Raw genomic sequence first — 16,967 nt, forward strand, 5'->3', positions numbered from 1 at the left:
CTCGATTCGGGTCGTTCAGCGTCCGGAACACGCGTGAGAGTTCATGCTGGGGGCATGCCTTTTGCCGATGAGGCGGCCGAAGTGGCCGTGCTGGAGTACCAGTCGCAGTGGCCGGTGGACTTCGAGCGGCTGGCCGGGGAACTGCACAAGACTCTGGGGAACGATGCACGTGCGATCGACCACGTCGGGTTCACGGCGGTGCCGGGCCTGGCGGCCAAGGACTGTGTGGACATTCAGGTACGCGTCGACTCGATTCACGAAGCCCGGCAGATCGGGCTCCTTGCCGCGATCGGTTTCCGTTGTCGTCCCGAGCCGTGGAACCGGGCGGAGACTTCGGGCGGGCAGGAGTGCCGCAAGTTGGTGTTCGCCCCGCCGGTGGGTGCGCGAAGGTGCAACGTCCACCTGCGTGAGGACGGTGCACCGAACTGCCGTTTCGCTCTCCTGTTCCGTGACTATCTGCGCGCCGATGAGGCCGCCCGTCGGGAGTGGGGGGCGTTCAAACGACGTCTGGCCCGCAGTGTGCCGGACCTGCTGGACTACGGGCAGATCAAGGCCCCGGCCACCGGGATTCTGATGATTGCGGCCGAACGCTGGGCGGCGGCAACAGGGTGGCAGCCACCGCCGGGGCGTACCGCATTGCGCAAGTCTCCCGCGAGCTGAGCCAATCGCACCGTCGCCTTGTGCCGGGACATGGGAGGTGCCTCCCGGCCCGCCTTCACAGTGGGCCGGTGCGTAGGGTGCGGGGATGATGGAAATGCCAGAGGCGTTCGTGCGGAGCACGCTGGAGCGCGAGGGCGAGCCCGGTGCGGCTTGGCTCGCCGAGCTGCCCGGGATCGTGGAGGAGCTGCTGGGGCGCTGGGACTGCGTGCAGGACGGGGAGGTCATGCATGGGGGAGTCGGGGTCATCGTTCCGGTGCGGCGGCCGGCCGAGGGGGCGGCCGTGGTGAAGGTGTCCTTTCCCCATCCCGGCAACGTGCATGAACCGGACGCGTTTGCGGCCTGGGGCGGACGAGGAGCGGTGCTGCTGCACGAGCGCTACGACGAGCACTTCGCGATGCTCCTGGAGCGAGTCCGGTCGTCGACCCTGGCGGAGGTCGAGAACAGCGATGAGGTGATGAGGATCGCAGGGCGGATCAGTCATCGGCTGGCCATCCCAGCGCCGCCAGAACTGCCCCGGCTCCAGGACCAGGCCGATGCCTGGGCAGCCCAACTCCGGCAAGACGCCGCAGAGCTGACACACGCGTTGCCCCGACGCGTGGTCGACGCCGCGGTGGCGACGGCCCAGGAATTGGGCCGCGACCAGCCGGACACCCTCATCCACGGCGACCTGCATGCTCGCAACATCCTGCGTGCCGACCGTGAGCCGTGGCTGGCCGTCGACCCCAAGGGGTACGCAGGAGATCCCGCATACGACGGCGGCACTCTGCTCAAGGCGCGGTCGCCGGCGCTCCTCGAAGCGGGCGACCTGAGAAGGGCGCTGTTCCGGACCATGCATGTCTTCGCCGAGGTGGCCGAAGTCGATCCCGAACGCGCCCGGCGTTGGGCTCAGTTCCATGCGGTCCAAAGCGCTTTCTGGGGTCGCCGTCACGGTTTTCGCAAGGCACGCGGAGGTCCACAATTGGTTTGGTTCACACAACTTGTGGACTCCCTCGCGGAGTTGCTCGTCGAGGGTACCTAGCGCGCCGGAAGTAGGAGTTGATTCGGCCGGGAACGGCGATGCGTACGCGCAGCGGCACCGCGCAACGGTCTCGGACGCGGCGGGCCACTCAGGGGCCGACGTACTCGTACACGCCTCCGTGGGGGTGACGCAGTACCGCACGGTGACCGTTGGGGGTGGGTTGAGCGGGCATCACCACGGTGGCCCCTGCCGCCACCGCTTCCTCGACCGCCGCGTCCAGGTCGGCGACCGCGAGAGTGGCCCCGACACCGGCCACCCGCTGCACCGCTTCGTCCGGCCCGCTGAACAGGAGGAAGGGACCGATGCTCGCCAGACTCACACCGGCGAAAGCGAATTGGGCGGCTGTCTCGCCGGTCACTCTCTCGTAGGAGGTGATGGCCGCGTCCAGGTCGTCGACACGTTGCCTTGCAATCACTGAGTCGATCTTCATCGTCGGTGCCTCGGCTCCTCGTAGGGCTTGGTTCTCTGTTTGTGTCTAGGTGTTCGCGGCAGCGCCAGGGCCTGTCCGACCCGCGTCCACCGGACAGGTTCTACGTGCCACTGCTCGCGAGGTGTTGCCGTGCATATCCGCTGCGCAGTTCCTCGGTGATCCGGCGTCGCCATGGGCGGCTGACGACCGCGTGGGTGAGCCGGCGGGAGGTGCGGGGGAGTGGCCATGATTGTCTCTGCGAGTCGGTGGGCCCGGTGCGTCAGTTGGTCGCTCGGCAGCACCTCGTTGACCACCCCCCACCGCAGTGCGGTCGCGGCATCGATTCCCTCACCGGTGTAGGCGAGACGGGCGGCCCGTTTGGTGCCGAGGAGTTCCTCCAGGGCGAGGTACATGCCGTCGCCGGGCACCGACCCGGCGGCGAAATTGCCGTCGGCGATCACCACGTCGTCGGCACCCAGAGTGATATCGCAGATCAGGGCCAACTCCTGGCGTGGACCGGGTCCGTTCAGCACTCCGATGGTCGGGACGTCGATACCGAGGACCAGACTCTCAAGGAGTCGTGCGCCGTCGGAATACTGCTCGTACAGCAGGTCGCCGGGCCACTGCGACAACGGTTCCGCGAACGACCGCGGATCGATCCCGGCCATCCACTGTGGGCCGGTCCCCGTGATGATCAGGACCTCGTTGTCGGGGTCCGCGCCGGCTTCCGCGAGCACTCGTCCCCAGGCGTTGAGCAGCCCGCGCGAGAAGACCGCCGGTCCACCCTTGGAGTGCATGCGGATCTCGACGACTCCCGAGTTCCGGTGGATGGCGAAGTGTTCGGCGTACGCGGCTGCGTACCGCTTCAGGGGCGGGCGTTCCACGAAGCCGCCGAGAAGCCTGTCGCGATCATCCAGCGCATCGGGCACGGGGCATCGAACCTTTCGGTCGGCAGGATCCTGGATCCGACACTCTGCCCCACTAAGTGGGGTCGGACCCCACTTGATGAGAAAGGCGGGAGACAATGCAGTCGGCGAACGAGGAACGCGCGGGCGACGGCCGACCCGTACGTGCTGATGCCCGGATCAGCCGCGAGCGGATCGTGGCCGCCGCCGGCCAACTGTTCGCCGAGGAGGGCGTGTCGGTCTCCCTGGAGCGGATTGCCCAGCACGCCGGGGTGGGTTCGGCGACGCTGCACCGCCACTTCCAGGGGCGACGCGCACTGGCCGTTGCGGTGATGGACGAGCGGGTCCGGGCCCTGTGCGCACGAGCGCGTCGGCTCTCGACCGAGTGTGAACCCGGCCAGGCCCTCGAAGCGTGGGTACGGGCAGTCGTGGAGCACAACAGCACGTTTCGTGGCCTTGCCGCGCTGCTGTGCGAGGATCTCGCCGAGCCCGGACAGCACGTGGAGGCGCGGCACGACGAAGTGCGCGCGGCGGGAGGCGAGCTCCTGCACCGTGCGCAGCAGGCGGGTGAGGCCCGGCACGACATCACCATCTCGGATCTCCTCAACCTTGCCAACGGGATCGCGGTTGCCACCGAGCGGGTGCGGGACCGGGAGAGGCAAGCCGATCACCTGCTCGATGTCGTGATCACCGGCGTGCGGCCCCGCGCCTACATGGCCGCACGCGATGCCCACACCCAGGACAGGCTGGATAGTCCATCGAAAACCCGGAGAGCAAGCGCCAGCCCGGGTGACGGGCAGGGACAGGAAGGCGGTCGGGGCCCTGGCTCTCCGTGACGATCGGCCTCGCTGCGTTCACAGTCGGAGGCATCGTTGTCCCCGAGGATGGGTTTCGAACGTCATGATCTGATCTCGTGGACGAGACGATCGAAACGCTGCGGCGAGAGTTCAACGCCGAGGAGGGCAGCTTCCTCCTCCAACTGCGTGGCCGACAGTGGGACCGGGCTGCCTTCGCTCGTCCGGAACGGGCCATGCGAGCAGCATGCGCACAATTCGAGACGAGCGAGAAGATCGATCGTTGGCGGGCCGAAGGGTTCTACGAGGTGGCAACGGCCGTTCCGTCGTGGACAGCGCACCCCGCCTTTCCGCGACCGGAACCGGACACTTATGACGAGGAGTGCCTCGAACGCATCGGTGACCTTGCCGACTGGTTCTTCCGAGGGGAGTCCAACTACTACCCGGGGCACGTCTGGACCGCCCTGTGAAACGTCTCCGCACAGCCGGCCGACCAGACACAGCAGTTGAGATCCGAGCTCGAATCCTGCTGCTCAACGCCCGGGAGTCCGGGCAGTCGCCTCTCAGGCACTGTCAGTGCTCTGGTTGAGATTGGCTGCGTGACTGAACCCTCCTACCTTGCTGCGGTTCGGGAGTCGTACGACACCGTCGCCGCCGACTACGCGGAGTACGTGCCTGCCCCCGATGATCTTGATCCGATATCGCGTGCGATGCTGTCCGCGTTCGTCGAACTCGTGTGGACCGCCGACCGAGGTGACGTCGCGGACCTGGGCTGCGGCCCCGGCAAAGTGACGGCGTATCTCGCCGAAATAGGGGTGTCGGCATTCGGGATCGACGTGTCGCCGAAGATGATCGGCCTGGCACGCGAAGCACATCCGGACCTGCGGTTCACGGTGGGCTCGATGACTGCGCTGGACATCGATGACAACGAGCTCGGCGGCATCCTGGCCTATTACTCCATTCACCACACGCCACCGGAGCTGCTCCCGGTCGTGTTCGCCGAATTTCAGCGCACCTTGGCGCCCGGTGGGCATCTGATGGTCGTCGGGCGGGTGGGAAACGGCGAGCATCGGCATGTGAAGAATGCCTACGGCGACCATCCCGCGTTCTTCGACTCCTACCTGCTGCCGGCCGACCGGATCGCCGAACTGCTGGACCGGGCCGGGCTCGTGGTGACCACGCGGCTGGTGCAGGAGCCCGCCGAAGAGGGGAAGAGAGCGATCGCCAGCCTCTTGGCCCACAAGCCGGAGCCACTCCGGTCCTGACGTCGCGGCGGGCGCGGCCCCGCTGGTGATCCTGACCGTCGTTGAAGGACCCGCTGTTCCGCGCCCTTGTTCGGAGGGAAACGGAGGGTCCGGCTGCCCAGCGCGGAGGAGGGGGCAGTGCTCAAGCCTCAAGGCGATGGTGCTCCGGCGAACGCAGGGAACCATCCGCTCCACGGAGACCATCGCGGACCCGTGGGGCACTGCCGGTGTTGTGGGCACGGTGAGGGGCCCGGAATCTGGCGGCGAAGCGGATCTTCCGTTACGTCGGTAACTTTGGTTGCACATCGCGCGCATGGTAACTATGGTTGTCGCATGACGCTGCCTGAGATCACTACTGCGGAACAGACAGTTCTCGACAAGGCTCTGCTCGATGCCCTCAACCCACTCGCCTCGGCCATGCGTGCCCGAATTACCGGACTTCCTGAAGAACGCATGTGGGATGCCGAACCCATCGACGTGACTCTGTCGATCCTCAGCACCTGGAAGGTGGTGGACGCGGAGGTCAAGCGGTTGACGGCAATCGCAGCAGGGACCGCCGGGTCCTATGGCGCGAGCTATGAGCAGTTGGGTGCTGCCTGGGGTATCACTCGACAGGGTGCTCGCAAGAAATGGCCCGACGCCCTCGACAGGTCAGCTCCTGCGGAAGCGGAGCCGAGTCGGATCGAACTGTGCGGCGGCAGTGCCGAATTGTTCCGGGATCCGTCATCGGGTGGCTGGCGATGGGCCGGAAGGGGGGCTGATGGAACATGCGATGAGGCCGACAGCACCTCGTACTACGCAACGAAGGAAGAGGCTGCCGCCCACGCAGGTGTCTTTTTGAGCGAGCACGTCACCGAACAGCGTTAGGGCTGGCGCCGCAGCGGGCCCGGGATGGCTGAGCCGTACGGTCTCGCCCGAGGGGCGTCGTCCTCGCGCCACGTCGCTCGCGACCCAGAGTCAGCCGTCACGTCCTGCTCCGCAGCCCGAGCGGCCAGCGGGTGAAGGGCTGACCAGCCCTGGAGGGTCGAGTGGTGGCCGTCACCGCCATCCCCATCCCCATTCCCTGCGGGTGTCCTTGTCGCCTGCGCGGGCTGGGCGATCACCAGTGTACGGCTCCCGCCGGCCGAGGTCGGCATGCGCATCACGCGCCGGCGGTGCACGGATCTCGTGCCGCCCCGCCGTACGACCAGCTGTGTGTCGGTCGGCGGGGCCCGCAATCAGGGAAGGTGTGCCGGTCATCCAAACGTGCTGCAACCGGCTGGGCATGCCGGTCACCAGGGTGCTGGAAGGGGAGGGGCTGCCGGGGCCCGTGGTCGTGACGACGCGGGCAACGCAGGGCCCTGTGCACGGCACGGAGGTGTCATTCCGGCGGCCCCTGCTTCGGCGACGGGGTGGTGAGCCCGGCCACCATGCGCGCAAACGCGCGGGCTGCTCGCTCGTCGAGTTCTTCCAGGGAGATTCCGGTGTCGCGGGCGTACGCCTCGCGGAAGATGATGTAACCCATCTGTGCGGCGGCCGTCATCACATGGTCGGCCACTGCGTCGGCGTCCTCGGGCAGTGAGCCCTCGTCCCTGTCCCGTTCCAGACTCTGGCGGGTCTGCGTGAACCGTGGCAGCGGGGAGAAGTCGCCATCGCCGTCGAGCGCCAACAGCGCTTCGAGCTTTACCAGTTCGGGTTCCCCCAAGCGATGACGGAACATGGCCTGTCGGCGCTCGGAGAACGGCAGCTCCCAATGACCGTCCTGGTCGGCGGCCTGACGTTGTACCAGGTCGGCGGCGGCGGCGCGTAGAAGGGCCTGCCGGGTGCCGAAGTACTGATAGATCTGCCCGTGGTTGACCCCGGCCTCGGTGGCGATCTCCCGAAGGTTGACCCCGGCGAGCACGCCGTCGCGCTGGAGGAGTCGGCGCGCGGCCGCCAGCAGGTCCGCCTCGGTCTCCTCGCGGGTGCGCCGTCGCCGCCGCGTCCTGCCGGTCTCGCTCATGCCCTGCTCCTCGTCCGTCCCTGGATGGCTTTTCTCGTCGCAGCCCCTTGCCACGCTCCAGTGACCAGCTTATGGTCCCGCTAGCAACGTTTCGTTAATAACGGAACGTGAATTAGATGTGAAGGGGCATCCATGGCGACACTCCCTCAGGCTCTTCCTCTGGCGGGCATACGCGTCCTCGACCTGTCCACCGTCCTCGCCGCGCCGGTCACGGCCACTTTCCTGGGCGACTTCGGCGCCGAGGTGGTCAAGGTCGAAGAACCCGGGCGCGGCGACTTCACCCGCGGGGCGAAGGCCGGAGCGCGATCCCCGTACTGGGCCCAGGAGGCGCGCAACAAGAAGTCGGTGACCCTGGACCTGCGCACCGGACGGGGACAGGACCTCGTCCGCAGGCTGGTCCCGCACTTCGACGTCGTGATCACCAACTACCGCCCTCCTACCCTGCGTTCATGGGGACTGGATCCGGACGCGCTGCGCGCTCTCGCCCCCGACACAGTGCTGGTGTACGTCACGGGATACGGTCTGACCGGCCCCTACCGCGACCGGGGCTCCTTCGACCGGATCGCGAGTGCCTTCGCCGGCCTGACATACGTGACCGGTGACGCCGACCGGTCCCCGGTACGCAGCGGCTATTCCACGATCGACTACATGGCCGCCTATCTCGGCGCCTTCTCCGTGGTCACGGCGCTGTACCACCGTGACGTGGCGGGTGGCGGCGGTCAGGTCATCGACCTCGCGCTGTACGAGGCGGGTTTCCGTGCCTCGGAGGACGCGCTCACCTCGTACGCGACGACCGGCCGGATTCGGGAGCGTATGGGCAACCGCAACCCGCAGATCGTTCCCGCCAGCGACTTCACCACGTCCGACGGACGCCGGGTCTCGATTCACGCGGGCACCGACGCACTCTTCCACCGCCTGGCCACCCTCATGGGAACACCGGAGCTGGCCGACGCCCCCGAGTACGCCACCCGCGCGGTCCGGGCCGAGAACGCCGATGCCTTGTACACGATGATTGCCGACTGGGCCGCCACCCGCACCGCGGACGATCTGACCAAGCTGCTCAGCGAGGCGGACGTTCCTGCCTCGCCGCTGATGAGCATCGCCGACATCGCCGCCGATCCGCACTACCGGGAGCGGGGCACGCTCGTCACCGTCGAAGACCCGGACTTCGGCGAACTCCCCATGGTCGCGCCCCTGCCCCGGCTGTCGAAGACCCCGGGCAGCATCCGCTCCACCGGCCCCGCTCTCGGCGCGCACAACGCCGAGGTGTACCAGGGAGTGCTCGGCCTGAGCCCGGACGAACTCGCCGCCCTCAGCTCCGACGGCGTCATCTGACCCTCCGTCCCGCACCCGCTGCTCCGCCACTCTCCCGGAGGTCATGCGTCCCATGACTGCCATGTCCGAAGCCGCCGCACTCGGGGACCGGCTCGATCGGCTCCCGCTCAGCTCGTTCCACCGCAGACTGGTCATCGCCCTGGCCGGAATGATCCTCTTCGAATGGGTGGAGACCTACGCCTTCGCGTTCGTCGCACCCGCCCTGAAAGAGCAATGGGGCCTGTCGCTTTCGGCCGTCGCCCTCATAGCCGGCGTGAGCCAGCTCGGCGCCTTCGCCGGAGGCATCCTCGGCGGCTACCTCGCCGACCGGGTGGGTCGCCGGCGCACCATGCTCGCCTTTGTCACCGTCTACTGCGCGGCTACCGCGCTGTGCGTCCTCGTGCAGAGCCCGTGGCAGCTGATCGTGGTCCGCTGTGCCGCACACTTCGGCGCGCAGGGCATGGCGGTCGTGGCCATCGTCGTGCTCACCGAATTCGTCCCGGCCACCGCCCGGGGACGGCTGCAGACCTACAAGGTCGCGGTCGGCTCGCTCGGCATCCCGATCGCCGCCTGGGCCGGCTACTTCCTCGTACCACAGTGGACTTGGGGGTGGCGACTGGTCTTCGGTCTGGGCCTGTTCGGTGTCGTCTTCGCCTGGATGATCCGCCGCTGGGTCCCCGAGAGCCCCCGCTGGCTCGCTTCCCGCGGCGAATTCGCCCAGGCCGACGAGATCGTGAGGTCCATCGAGCGGCAGTGCGGGACGGATCCGCGCACCGTGCCCGCTGCCGAGCCGACTGGTCCCGCACCGCCGGTCCCCGCACCGCCCGCATCCGCACCGGCCCGCCCCCGTATGGCCGAGCTGCTGGTGGGCCCTGATCGCCGCCGGTTCCTGGTCGTGGCGACGATGTGGGTATCCGGACTGCTCGCCTACTCCACCTACAACACCTGGACGCCCACACTCCTTTCGGAGACCGGCCTCGATCTCGACGACACACTGCTGTTGTCGGCGGCCCTGGCCACCGCCGCACCGCTGGGTGCACTCGTCGCCGTCCCGCTCATCGACCGGTGGGACCGCCGCCGCACCCAACTGGTCCTCGGTATTCTGACCGCTGCCACGCTGCTGCTCTTCGGGCTCGTCAGGGCCCCCGCAGCCGTCCTCGTCCTGGGATGCGTGGTCAGCCTGCTCTTCCAAATGGCCGTGCCTTTCCTCCAGGTGTACTCGGCCGAAGTGTTCCCCACTCGTATCCGTGCGCTCGGGTCCGGCACCGCCAACGCCCTGTCACGCATCTTCAACTTCGCCGCCCCCATGCTGGTCGCCGCGGTGTTCAGCGGGCTCGGGTACACCGCCGTGTTCACCTTTCTCGCCGTCCTCAGCCTCGTCGGCGGATGCGTGGCCATCGCATTCGGCCCCGGCACCACTGGCCTGAGCCTGGAAGCCGCAACCACTCCCAACGACTCCCGCACTGCAGAGGAACCCGTCCTGTCATGACCGATCTGTCCTTCGCCTCCGCGACCGAACTCACCGATCTCATACGCCGCCGAAAGCTGTCGCCCGAGGAGCTCATGCGCCACACCCTCGACCGGATCCGGACGGCAGACGCCACACTCAACTCCGTCGTCGCCATGGACCCCGAGCGGGCACTCGCCGAATCCGCCGCCCTCACCTCACGGATCTCCCGAGGCGAGGACCCCGGCCCGCTGGCAGGGCTGCCCATCCTCGTCAAGGACTTGGAGGACGCGGAAGGCTTCCCCACCAGCAGGGGCACCAGCGCCTACCACAACAGCCCGCCCGCAACCGGCGACAGCCTGCACGTGGCTCGGCTGCGTGCGGCCGGCGCACTGGTCATCGGCAAGACGAACCTGCCGCCGCTCGGCGCCGCAGTGCACACCGCCAACGACGCCCACGGCATCACCCGAAACCCATGGAATCCGGAACGGACACCGGGCGGGTCCAGCGGCGGCGCCGCGGCAGCCGTGGCCGCCGGGCTCGTGGCCCTCGCCACCGCCGGCGACGGCGGCGGCTCCACCCGTATCCCTGCGGCACTGTGCGGTGTGGTCGGCCTCAAACCGAGCCGCGGCCGCATCCCCCAGGGCCCCTCCCGCATGCCGTGCTGGCCGCAGCACGCATGCCTCAGCGGCATGGCCCGCACCGTGTCGGACACCGCGCTGCACCTCGACGTGGCCGCAGGACACCACCCGGCCGACCCGTACTCGCTGCCCGCACCGGCAAGCTCGTACCTGGACGGCCTCGGCACACCGTTGCCCGCCCTGCGCGTGGCAGTCCTGCACACACTCGGCGTGGCCGCACCCCGGCCAGAGATGCTGCGTGCCCTCGAACGGACAGCGGACATCCTGCGCGCCCAGGGCCACGATGTACGGGACGACGACGCGGCGCTGCCCGGAGCTGCGGACTTTCCCGCGCCGTTCCAACTGCGCCAGAAAGTCCTGGCCCACAACCGGCTCCTCGGTGTCCTCGACGACTTCACCACCCGACGCGCCGATTTCGAACCATGGTTCGCCGACCTCCTTGACGGCGGCCGCAACATCGCACCGGCCGAATTCGCCGCCTACTGGGCGCACCGTTCCCTGCTCGACCGCTGGACGGCCGAACTCTTCGGCCGGTTCGACCTGCTGCTCATGCCCACCGTGCCCACAACGGCGTGGCTCGCGGAGGGGCCGGACGTGGCAACAGCCGTGCGTGAGCGGACGCTGCCGATCTCCTACACCTCCGTCTTCAACGACACCGGGCACCCCGCAATCAGTGTCCCCGCCGGACTGGGTCCGGACGGCCTGCCCTGCGCGGTACAACTCGTCGCCCGACACCACCGCGAGGACCTGCTGCTCGGCGCCGCACAGGTGGTGGAGACCGCCGAGGGCACTCTGCATCCCCCTGCCTTCGCCGCCCTCGCCTGATGCGACGGGCCGCCGACTGGGCCGAGGACGAGGAGATGCATTCCGCCGACAGGCGGCCTTCCGAGCCGGATCGGCACACAGCTGTCGCTCTGCTGGAACAGTTCCGCCCGGCCCTGCCGGTCCCGAGTCCTGAGCCGGGGTTGTCAGTGGCGTGGTGCATGATCGGCACGTCGGTTCTTCGAGGGAGATGGAGGCGCCATGCCGATCACGAACCAGCAGGTGACTGAGTACGCCTTTCTGCAACAGCTCTACGCGGACGAATACTTTCCGGATCACGTCGTCGACAAGGGCAGGGCGATCCTGCTGAGGCTGTGCGAGCGGATTGAGGCAGTGCGGCCTGCGGATCTGTCGGCCCTGTACGTGCTCACGGAGGCGGCGACGGAGGAGTTCAACCTGCTGGAGGCCGAGTTCGAGGCGGCAGGGAGCGAGATCGAGACGGTTGCACGGGAGGAGATAGCCGAGGACTTCTGGTTCGTGGCGTCGGTCTACGGATTCTCGGGCGCCGATACGGAGGAGCTGATCGCCGCCAGGGATTGGTGAGCGACGACTGGATGGCCGAGGCGGTCGACCTTGTCGATCCACGGCGGGCCGCTACCCCGGGCCGGGTCTCCTTCGATTGCGGACCCGGCCAGGGCAATTGTGCGGCGGTCCGACTGCGAAGCCACTCCTGCGACTGACAACCGACGATCGCTGAGTTCCGCCGCCGATCGGGCGTCAACGTTGCGAGGCGTCCAGGGCGGCGAGACTGCTGCGGACAGCAGCAGACGTCTCGTCGAGCTGCTCCCGCTCATGAACGCGCCAGTCGGCGCCTATGCGAAATGGATCGCCTGCGAAGCGGGGGATGACATGCAGGTGCACATGGAAAACTTCCTGGAATGCCGCTTCACCATCCGCGAGGAGCAGGTTGACGCCCTCGCACCGCAGGCCTGATCGGCGCAGTGCCCGCCCGAGTCGGTGCGCCACTTTCCAGACCTGGACGCCGTCGTCCTCCTGAAGGTCCTCCAACCCCACCGCATGAGTCTTGGGAACGACCAACAAGTGGCCTGGGTTGACGGGCCGGAGATCCATGAACGCGATCACCGACTCGTCCTCATGGACAATGCTGGCATCCGCCTCACCGCGCCCTATCGCGCAGAAGATGCATCCGTCACCCGCCACAGCCGCCTCCTCACGCTCCGAAATACCCGTTCCGGTCACCACATCAGAAGAGTCTTGCGAACGCGAGCGAATTCCGTCCCGACGGACATCTTCGTGCAGCCGTGCAGTCAGGAATTGTCCGGGCGATCAGGCCGGGCTGCTCGGTGAATCTCGGCTCAAGCGGCTTATTGAACCTGCTCGGTGATCATCTTGAGCATGGCCTGGGGTGTGTTGTTTTCGGAGTCGATGCCCTGGACCACGTTGGTGCCTTCAAAAGTGACGGCCTCGGCACTCCGGGCGAACATCGCCTGCTCGTATTCGGTGAGCGCGGCTTCGATGTCGTCGGGGGACGCGGCGAGGGCATTGCCGAGTTCGGCGCCGTCGAGCATGGCCAGGTTGGCGCCTTCGCCGTTCGGCGCTGCGAGGTGAGCGGCGTCGCCGAGCAGGGTCACCCCCGGCACCCGGGCCCACCGGTGCTCGGCCGGCAAGGCGTAGTGAGGGCGCAGAACAGGCGCGGTATCGGCGTCCGTGATCAGTGCGGTGAGCTCCGGCGCCCAGCCGTCGAACTCCCGCGCGATCCGCGCGGCCGTGGTGCGCATGGGGGCTCCTCGAGGTCGGGACCGCCCAGTGATCTCCGGCGGCCGTTTCCGGAAAGGTGCCAGCCCCAGCCGACAAGCCGCGGACATCGAACTCACAGTCCCCGACAGATGGCCGACAGGCCCCGGAACGGCGTTCAGCCCGGCGTCCGGATCGATCGTGCGGCAGATCACCAGGGCGAAACGCTGCGCAGTGCCGCGTCGCCCGCTTGATGGAGACGGTGCAGGAGGCAAGGGCCCTGGCCGATCGCACGGCGGGTTCACCACCAAGCTCCACCTGAGCGGGGACTGCCAGGGTCACCCGCCCTCCCACGTCGCCGCACCAGGACGGCGGGCGGACTGCACCCGGTTCACGCCAGTGCCGGAGAAGACCCGCGTCCCGCGTATCGGGCCCTCGGAGGCATGAGGTGGCGCGCCGTCAGGTCCTACTCATCCGGGTCCCAGGCCAGGAGCAGGTCGAAGAGACGTCGGCCGCCGTCGAGCTTCAGGGAGTCCACCGGAATGCGGCTGTACAGGGCCAGGACCAGCCGATTTCAGCGGGAACATCCGGATGAGCGCTGCGGGTGCGCAGCGTCGACCAGTACGAGTGCGCGAATGAGTTCGGGTGCGCGGCAGGAAAGCCGTACGCCGTCGCGCAGAGCAATGCGCTCGGGCCATGGCATGCGTTGCCTCTTCAGGCGGCGGCCGGATGAAGCGTGCTTCGGGAGCGCAGGGGCGCAGAGGGTCAGCGGTAGGCGGCGAGGAAGGCGCGGACGCCGGCGGTGGCGTAGCGGTCGAGTTCGGCTTGGGTGTGCTGGGGGCCGCCGTGGAACATTGCCTTGTTCACCGGGATCCACAGCAGCAGACCGGAGAAGTGATTGGCGGCCAGGAGCGGTTCGTCGATCCGGAGCAGTCCGTCCTCGGCGAGACGCTGGAACGTGGCTGCCAGGGTGACCAGTACTCGCTCGAAGCCCTGCTCGTACCAGGTCGCGCCGAGCTCGGGGAAGACATCCGCGTTGGCGATGACCAGGCGCCGCAGCTGAAGCACCTGGGCCTGCGTGAGGGTGGTGAGGAACTGCTGGGCGAGGCGCGTCAGGTTCTCGTCGAGCGCATCGGCGTCGGACGGGATGTCGGCCACCAGGTCGATCACGCCGTCGATGCGGTCGGTGGTGGCCAGGACGATCTCTGCGAACAGCTTCTCCTTGTCGGAGAAGTGCTTGTAGACGGTCTGCTTGGAAACGGCCGCCAGCTTCGCGATGTCGTCCATGCTCGTGCCGGAGTAGCCCTTCTCCATGAACACCCTGGTCGCGGCCTCCATGATTGCCTGGCGCTTGCGTGCCGACCGGCCCTGCTCGTTCGCTTCCATGCCGTCTCCCTGACCTGGCGGTACTGGACAGTCCAGTTCATCCATGAGTACTGTACCGTCCAGTTTCCGACAGTACTGAACCGTCTAGTTCCGTGCGGTAATCGCGACCGAGGAGGACTTCCATGGCCCAGACGAACAACGCCCCGATCACTGCCAGTTCCATGATCTCGACCCGGCGGGCGACGCGGGTCCTGCTGGCCGGCGGTATCGCGGCGGGCCCGCTGTTCCTGGGTGCGGGCCTGATTCAGGGCTTCGCCCGTGAGGGCTTCGACTTCACCCGCAACGCCATCAGCCAGCTCAGCCTCGGTGGCCTGGGCTGGATCCAGGTGACCAGCTTCCTGCTCACCGGGGTGCTGGCCATCGCCGGTGCGATCGGGATATGGCAATCACTGCGCGATGTCCCCGGTGGGGTCTGGGCCTCGCGGTTGGTAGGCGTGTTCGGCGCCTCGTTCCTTCTTGCGGGGGTGTTTACCGCCGACGCCGGCGCCGGGTTTCCGGCTGGTACCCCGGAGAGATCGGGCGCCTCGATGAGTGCGCACGGCGCCGTCCACATGCTCAGTGGGATGGTGGGTTTCCTCGCGCTGTGTGCCGCGTCCTTCGTGCTGGCCAGGCTCTTCGCCGCCCAGCGTCAGCGCGGCTGGGCCATCGCCTGCCGCCTCGTGCCGGTGGGAGTCCTCGTGGGCTTCGCAAGCTCCTCTGTCGCCGTCCTGGCCTTCACGGCCGGAGCGGGACTCGGACTCCTCTGGCTCACCGCAGTGTCGGCCCGGCTTCTCGCCGCCGCGCCGACGGCTCAGCAGTAGGCGGAGCCCTCGTGGCTTGCAGGACGGGCGAGAACGAAGCGACAATCCAAGATCACTGAGCATGGAGAGATGGGACACTGCGACATGACTGAACCGGCAAAGGGCCCCGCCAGCTACTTCCCTTCGATCGAGAAGAAGTACGGCCGTCCGATCACGGAGTGGAAGGACCTCATCCGGTCCTCTTCCCTGACCAAGCACATGGAGCTCGTCTCGTGGCTCAAGACCGAGCACGGCCTTGGTCACGGCCACGCAAATGCCCTCGTCGCACACACCCTCGCCGAAGACAGCGGCAAGTGAACCGTCCTTGCCCCCGTACCGCGGAAGGCGTCGGCACGGTGATTCATGGCTCGTCCTTGCGGGTGGCGACCTTCAACCCGCGCGCCCGCCGGGCCGTCGGCCGGTGCAGCGGTCAGCCTGTCCAAGTCGCCGGTCGTTCGTGGTGCGTATCTCGTAGCGGATATGGAGTCGTTTGAACTGGTGGAGCCAGGCGCGGGTTTTGCCCAGTCCGGAGCCGTGCGGGTGCTGCGGAGGGCGATCCTGGGGGTGCCCCCGCGTGCTCGGAGGCGACATCGGCACGCGCCGAAGCCGTAGCCGCGGTTGGTGAGGAGCCATCGGGGACGATGGCCTGGCCGGCCGTGCAACCTGCGGACGGGTGGGTTGGCGTCCAGCAGGGGCATGAGCTGGGTGAGTTGCTACGAGGCGGACGAGCCGGCGACAGCGGAACTATGCGTTCCCGCCGGCCATCAGGAACTAGACCAGCAGGCACTTGGCAGATACCACCGCCGATACAACACCCGACCACCGGGGCACATCCCTTACTGAGAAGATCAGTCGGGCCAGTCACCCAGGAGGCAGGCGTCAGCCGTCTGTTGTGCTGCGGCAGAGGAAGCAAGACCCGATCGCGCACCGACAGACGCTCCTGATCCTTCTACCCACCCCCCTGCCATGGAGGCACTGGCCGTACGGCTGTCGGGACTGGACTCGTACGTCGAAGGCGCGGTCCGAGTCGTCGCGTTCTACGACACACTGATGCGCCGACGGGTGGATCTCCCGGCACTCGCGCGGGCATCGGCGGGCCTGGCCGAGTGCGTGGCCGGGATTCGGTTCGACGGCACAGGGCGGGCGATCCGCATGTCGCCCGACGGTACACAGGTTAGCGCGGGCGCTACGGCTCCTGGGCTTCGCCGCCGACCTGCCGGTCCACGTCATCGCCGTACGCTCGCAGCTCCCGCTCGACCGGATCGGTGGCCTGGTCTGCCCGGCCCGCCCGGTGAAGGCGGCACCGCTCGCCGACGTCGGCGTCATCCTGGCTGCCGCCATCGACCCGGCCGGTTTCCCCGCAGACGTACGTGCGGGCATCGGTGCCGCCGAAAGCCCCGGACGGTCATGGTGCCAAGCCCGCACCGCTCTCCGCTTCACCACCCCACGCGAACCCGTCATCCGCTACGACGACCTGGGCTCGCTGGCGCTTCTCGCCGAGATACCTCCGGACACCTCGCGCGACAACACCGATGTGGCCGCGATCATCCGCGTGGCCGGCAACCCGGAAGATCTGGAGACCTTGGACGCCTACTGCACGACCGGCTCCCAGCGCCGGGCCGCCGACCTTCTCCATCTGCATCACAGCAGCGTCGCCCGCCGACTCGAAGAGATCGGCAAGACCCTGGGCATCGAACTCGCCGATCCCACCGGACTGTTACGCGCCAGAATCGCCCTCACCGCATGGCGCCTACTCAACGACTGAGGGAGACCTGCCACGACACCGCGGGGGTCGACGGCTCCGTCACCATCCTGTGTATGCCGCACCGGCTGCCTCCCCGGCCGGTTCGAGCCCGAGGATCTGCGTCCCCA

General features: G+C 68.0%; 18 protein-coding genes and 2 pseudogenes. 13 read left to right on the top strand and 7 right to left on the bottom strand.

The window, feature by feature from the left end:
* Positions 1-81: 81 nt before the first annotated feature.
* On the top strand, positions 82-660 hold the full coding sequence (locus tag OG611_RS38735; protein ID WP_266431099.1) for a GrpB family protein: 579 nt from the start codon (positions 82-84) through the stop codon (positions 658-660).
* Positions 661-745: 85 nt separating this feature from the next.
* Positions 746-1,678 carry an aminoglycoside phosphotransferase family protein gene (locus OG611_RS38740; RefSeq protein WP_266431101.1) on the top strand — a complete coding sequence of 311 codons (933 nt, stop codon included), beginning with the start codon at positions 746-748 and terminating at the stop codon, positions 1,676-1,678.
* Between the two features lie 88 nt (positions 1,679-1,766).
* Here the strand turns inward: OG611_RS38740 and OG611_RS38745 are convergent, their stop codons facing one another.
* Positions 1,767-2,108: a VOC family protein gene (locus OG611_RS38745; RefSeq protein ID WP_266431103.1), complete on the bottom strand. Its 342-nt coding sequence runs from the start codon at positions 2,106-2,108 to the stop codon at positions 1,767-1,769.
* The gene (locus tag OG611_RS38750) at positions 2,105-3,016 is read right to left on the bottom strand and encodes an enoyl-CoA hydratase/isomerase family protein (protein WP_266431105.1); all 912 of its coding nucleotides are present in this window, start codon (positions 3,014-3,016) and stop codon (positions 2,105-2,107) included. Before OG611_RS38750 ends, OG611_RS38745 begins: the two co-directional genes overlap by 4 nt.
* Before the next feature lie 95 nt (positions 3,017-3,111).
* Between OG611_RS38750 and OG611_RS38755 the strand changes: the two genes are divergently transcribed.
* The 4 genes from OG611_RS38755 to OG611_RS38770 all read left to right on the top strand — a co-directional run bounded on the left by OG611_RS38755 (position 3,112) and on the right by OG611_RS38770 (position 5,897).
* Complete coding sequence (locus OG611_RS38755; RefSeq protein WP_266431106.1) at positions 3,112-3,828, top strand: TetR/AcrR family transcriptional regulator; 717 nt, start codon at positions 3,112-3,114, stop codon at positions 3,826-3,828.
* Between the two features lie 77 nt (positions 3,829-3,905).
* On the top strand, positions 3,906-4,256 hold the full coding sequence (locus OG611_RS38760; RefSeq protein WP_266431108.1) for a hypothetical protein: 351 nt from the start codon (positions 3,906-3,908) through the stop codon (positions 4,254-4,256).
* Positions 4,257-4,385: 129 nt separating this feature from the next.
* Positions 4,386-5,051 (top strand): class I SAM-dependent methyltransferase, encoded by a 666-nt coding sequence (locus OG611_RS38765; RefSeq protein ID WP_266431462.1) that lies wholly within the window; start codon positions 4,386-4,388, stop codon positions 5,049-5,051.
* Positions 5,052-5,363: 312 nt separating this feature from the next.
* On the top strand, positions 5,364-5,897 hold the full coding sequence (locus OG611_RS38770) for a hypothetical protein (RefSeq protein ID WP_266431110.1): 534 nt from the start codon (positions 5,364-5,366) through the stop codon (positions 5,895-5,897).
* Positions 5,898-6,390: 493 nt separating this feature from the next.
* On the opposite strand, the gene OG611_RS38775 is transcribed toward OG611_RS38770, so the two are convergent.
* Positions 6,391-7,011 (bottom strand): helix-turn-helix domain-containing protein, encoded by a 621-nt coding sequence (locus tag OG611_RS38775; protein WP_266431112.1) that lies wholly within the window; start codon positions 7,009-7,011, stop codon positions 6,391-6,393.
* A 132-nt stretch (positions 7,012-7,143) separates the two neighbouring features.
* On the opposite strand from OG611_RS38775, the gene OG611_RS38780 reads away from it, so the two are divergent.
* The 4 genes from OG611_RS38780 to OG611_RS38795 all read left to right on the top strand — a co-directional run bounded on the left by OG611_RS38780 (position 7,144) and on the right by OG611_RS38795 (position 11,778).
* Entirely contained in the window at positions 7,144-8,346 is a 1,203-nt protein-coding gene (locus OG611_RS38780; RefSeq protein ID WP_266431113.1) for a CaiB/BaiF CoA-transferase family protein, read from the top strand.
* A gap of 52 nt (positions 8,347-8,398) precedes the next feature.
* Positions 8,399-9,814 (top strand): MFS transporter, encoded by a 1,416-nt coding sequence (locus tag OG611_RS38785; protein WP_266431114.1) that lies wholly within the window; start codon positions 8,399-8,401, stop codon positions 9,812-9,814.
* On the top strand, positions 9,811-11,238 hold the full coding sequence (locus tag OG611_RS38790; RefSeq protein WP_266431115.1) for an amidase: 1,428 nt from the start codon (positions 9,811-9,813) through the stop codon (positions 11,236-11,238). Before OG611_RS38785 ends, OG611_RS38790 begins: the two co-directional genes overlap by 4 nt.
* Before the next feature lie 198 nt (positions 11,239-11,436).
* The gene (locus OG611_RS38795) at positions 11,437-11,778 is read left to right on the top strand and encodes a DUF5713 family protein (RefSeq protein WP_266431116.1); all 342 of its coding nucleotides are present in this window, start codon (positions 11,437-11,439) and stop codon (positions 11,776-11,778) included.
* 174 nt (positions 11,779-11,952) lie between these two features.
* Here the strand turns inward: OG611_RS38795 and OG611_RS38800 are convergent, their stop codons facing one another.
* From OG611_RS38800 to OG611_RS38810, 3 genes and pseudogenes are all read right to left on the bottom strand, one after another.
* On the bottom strand, positions 11,953-12,438 hold the full coding sequence (locus OG611_RS38800) for an HIT family protein (protein WP_266431117.1): 486 nt from the start codon (positions 12,436-12,438) through the stop codon (positions 11,953-11,955).
* A gap of 122 nt (positions 12,439-12,560) precedes the next feature.
* Positions 12,561-12,959 (bottom strand): annotated as a pseudogene (locus OG611_RS38805) (FAD-dependent oxidoreductase); the annotation flags it as partial.
* Positions 12,960-13,695: 736 nt separating this feature from the next.
* Complete coding sequence (locus OG611_RS38810) at positions 13,696-14,316, bottom strand: TetR/AcrR family transcriptional regulator (RefSeq protein ID WP_266431118.1); 621 nt, start codon at positions 14,314-14,316, stop codon at positions 13,696-13,698.
* 122 nt (positions 14,317-14,438) lie between these two features.
* Between OG611_RS38810 and OG611_RS38815 the strand changes: the two genes are divergently transcribed.
* Together OG611_RS38815 and OG611_RS38820 are read left to right on the top strand one after the other, a co-directional pair.
* Entirely contained in the window at positions 14,439-15,116 is a 678-nt protein-coding gene (locus tag OG611_RS38815) for a DUF998 domain-containing protein (RefSeq protein WP_266431119.1), read from the top strand.
* An 84-nt stretch (positions 15,117-15,200) separates the two neighbouring features.
* Complete coding sequence (locus OG611_RS38820; protein ID WP_266431120.1) at positions 15,201-15,413, top strand: DUF4287 domain-containing protein; 213 nt, start codon at positions 15,201-15,203, stop codon at positions 15,411-15,413.
* A 144-nt stretch (positions 15,414-15,557) separates the two neighbouring features.
* On the opposite strand, the pseudogene OG611_RS38825 reads toward OG611_RS38820, so the two are convergent.
* Positions 15,558-15,805: pseudogene (locus tag OG611_RS38825) on the bottom strand (IS5/IS1182 family transposase); the annotation flags it as partial.
* A 581-nt stretch (positions 15,806-16,386) separates the two neighbouring features.
* On the opposite strand from OG611_RS38825, the gene OG611_RS38830 reads away from it, so the two are divergent.
* Complete coding sequence (locus OG611_RS38830; RefSeq protein WP_266431122.1) at positions 16,387-16,860, top strand: helix-turn-helix domain-containing protein; 474 nt, start codon at positions 16,387-16,389, stop codon at positions 16,858-16,860.
* Positions 16,861-16,967: the final 107 nt, after the last annotated feature.

This window comes from Streptomyces sp. NBC_01363 (assembly GCF_026340595.1).
Lineage (GTDB): Bacteria > Actinomycetota > Actinomycetes > Streptomycetales > Streptomycetaceae > Streptomyces.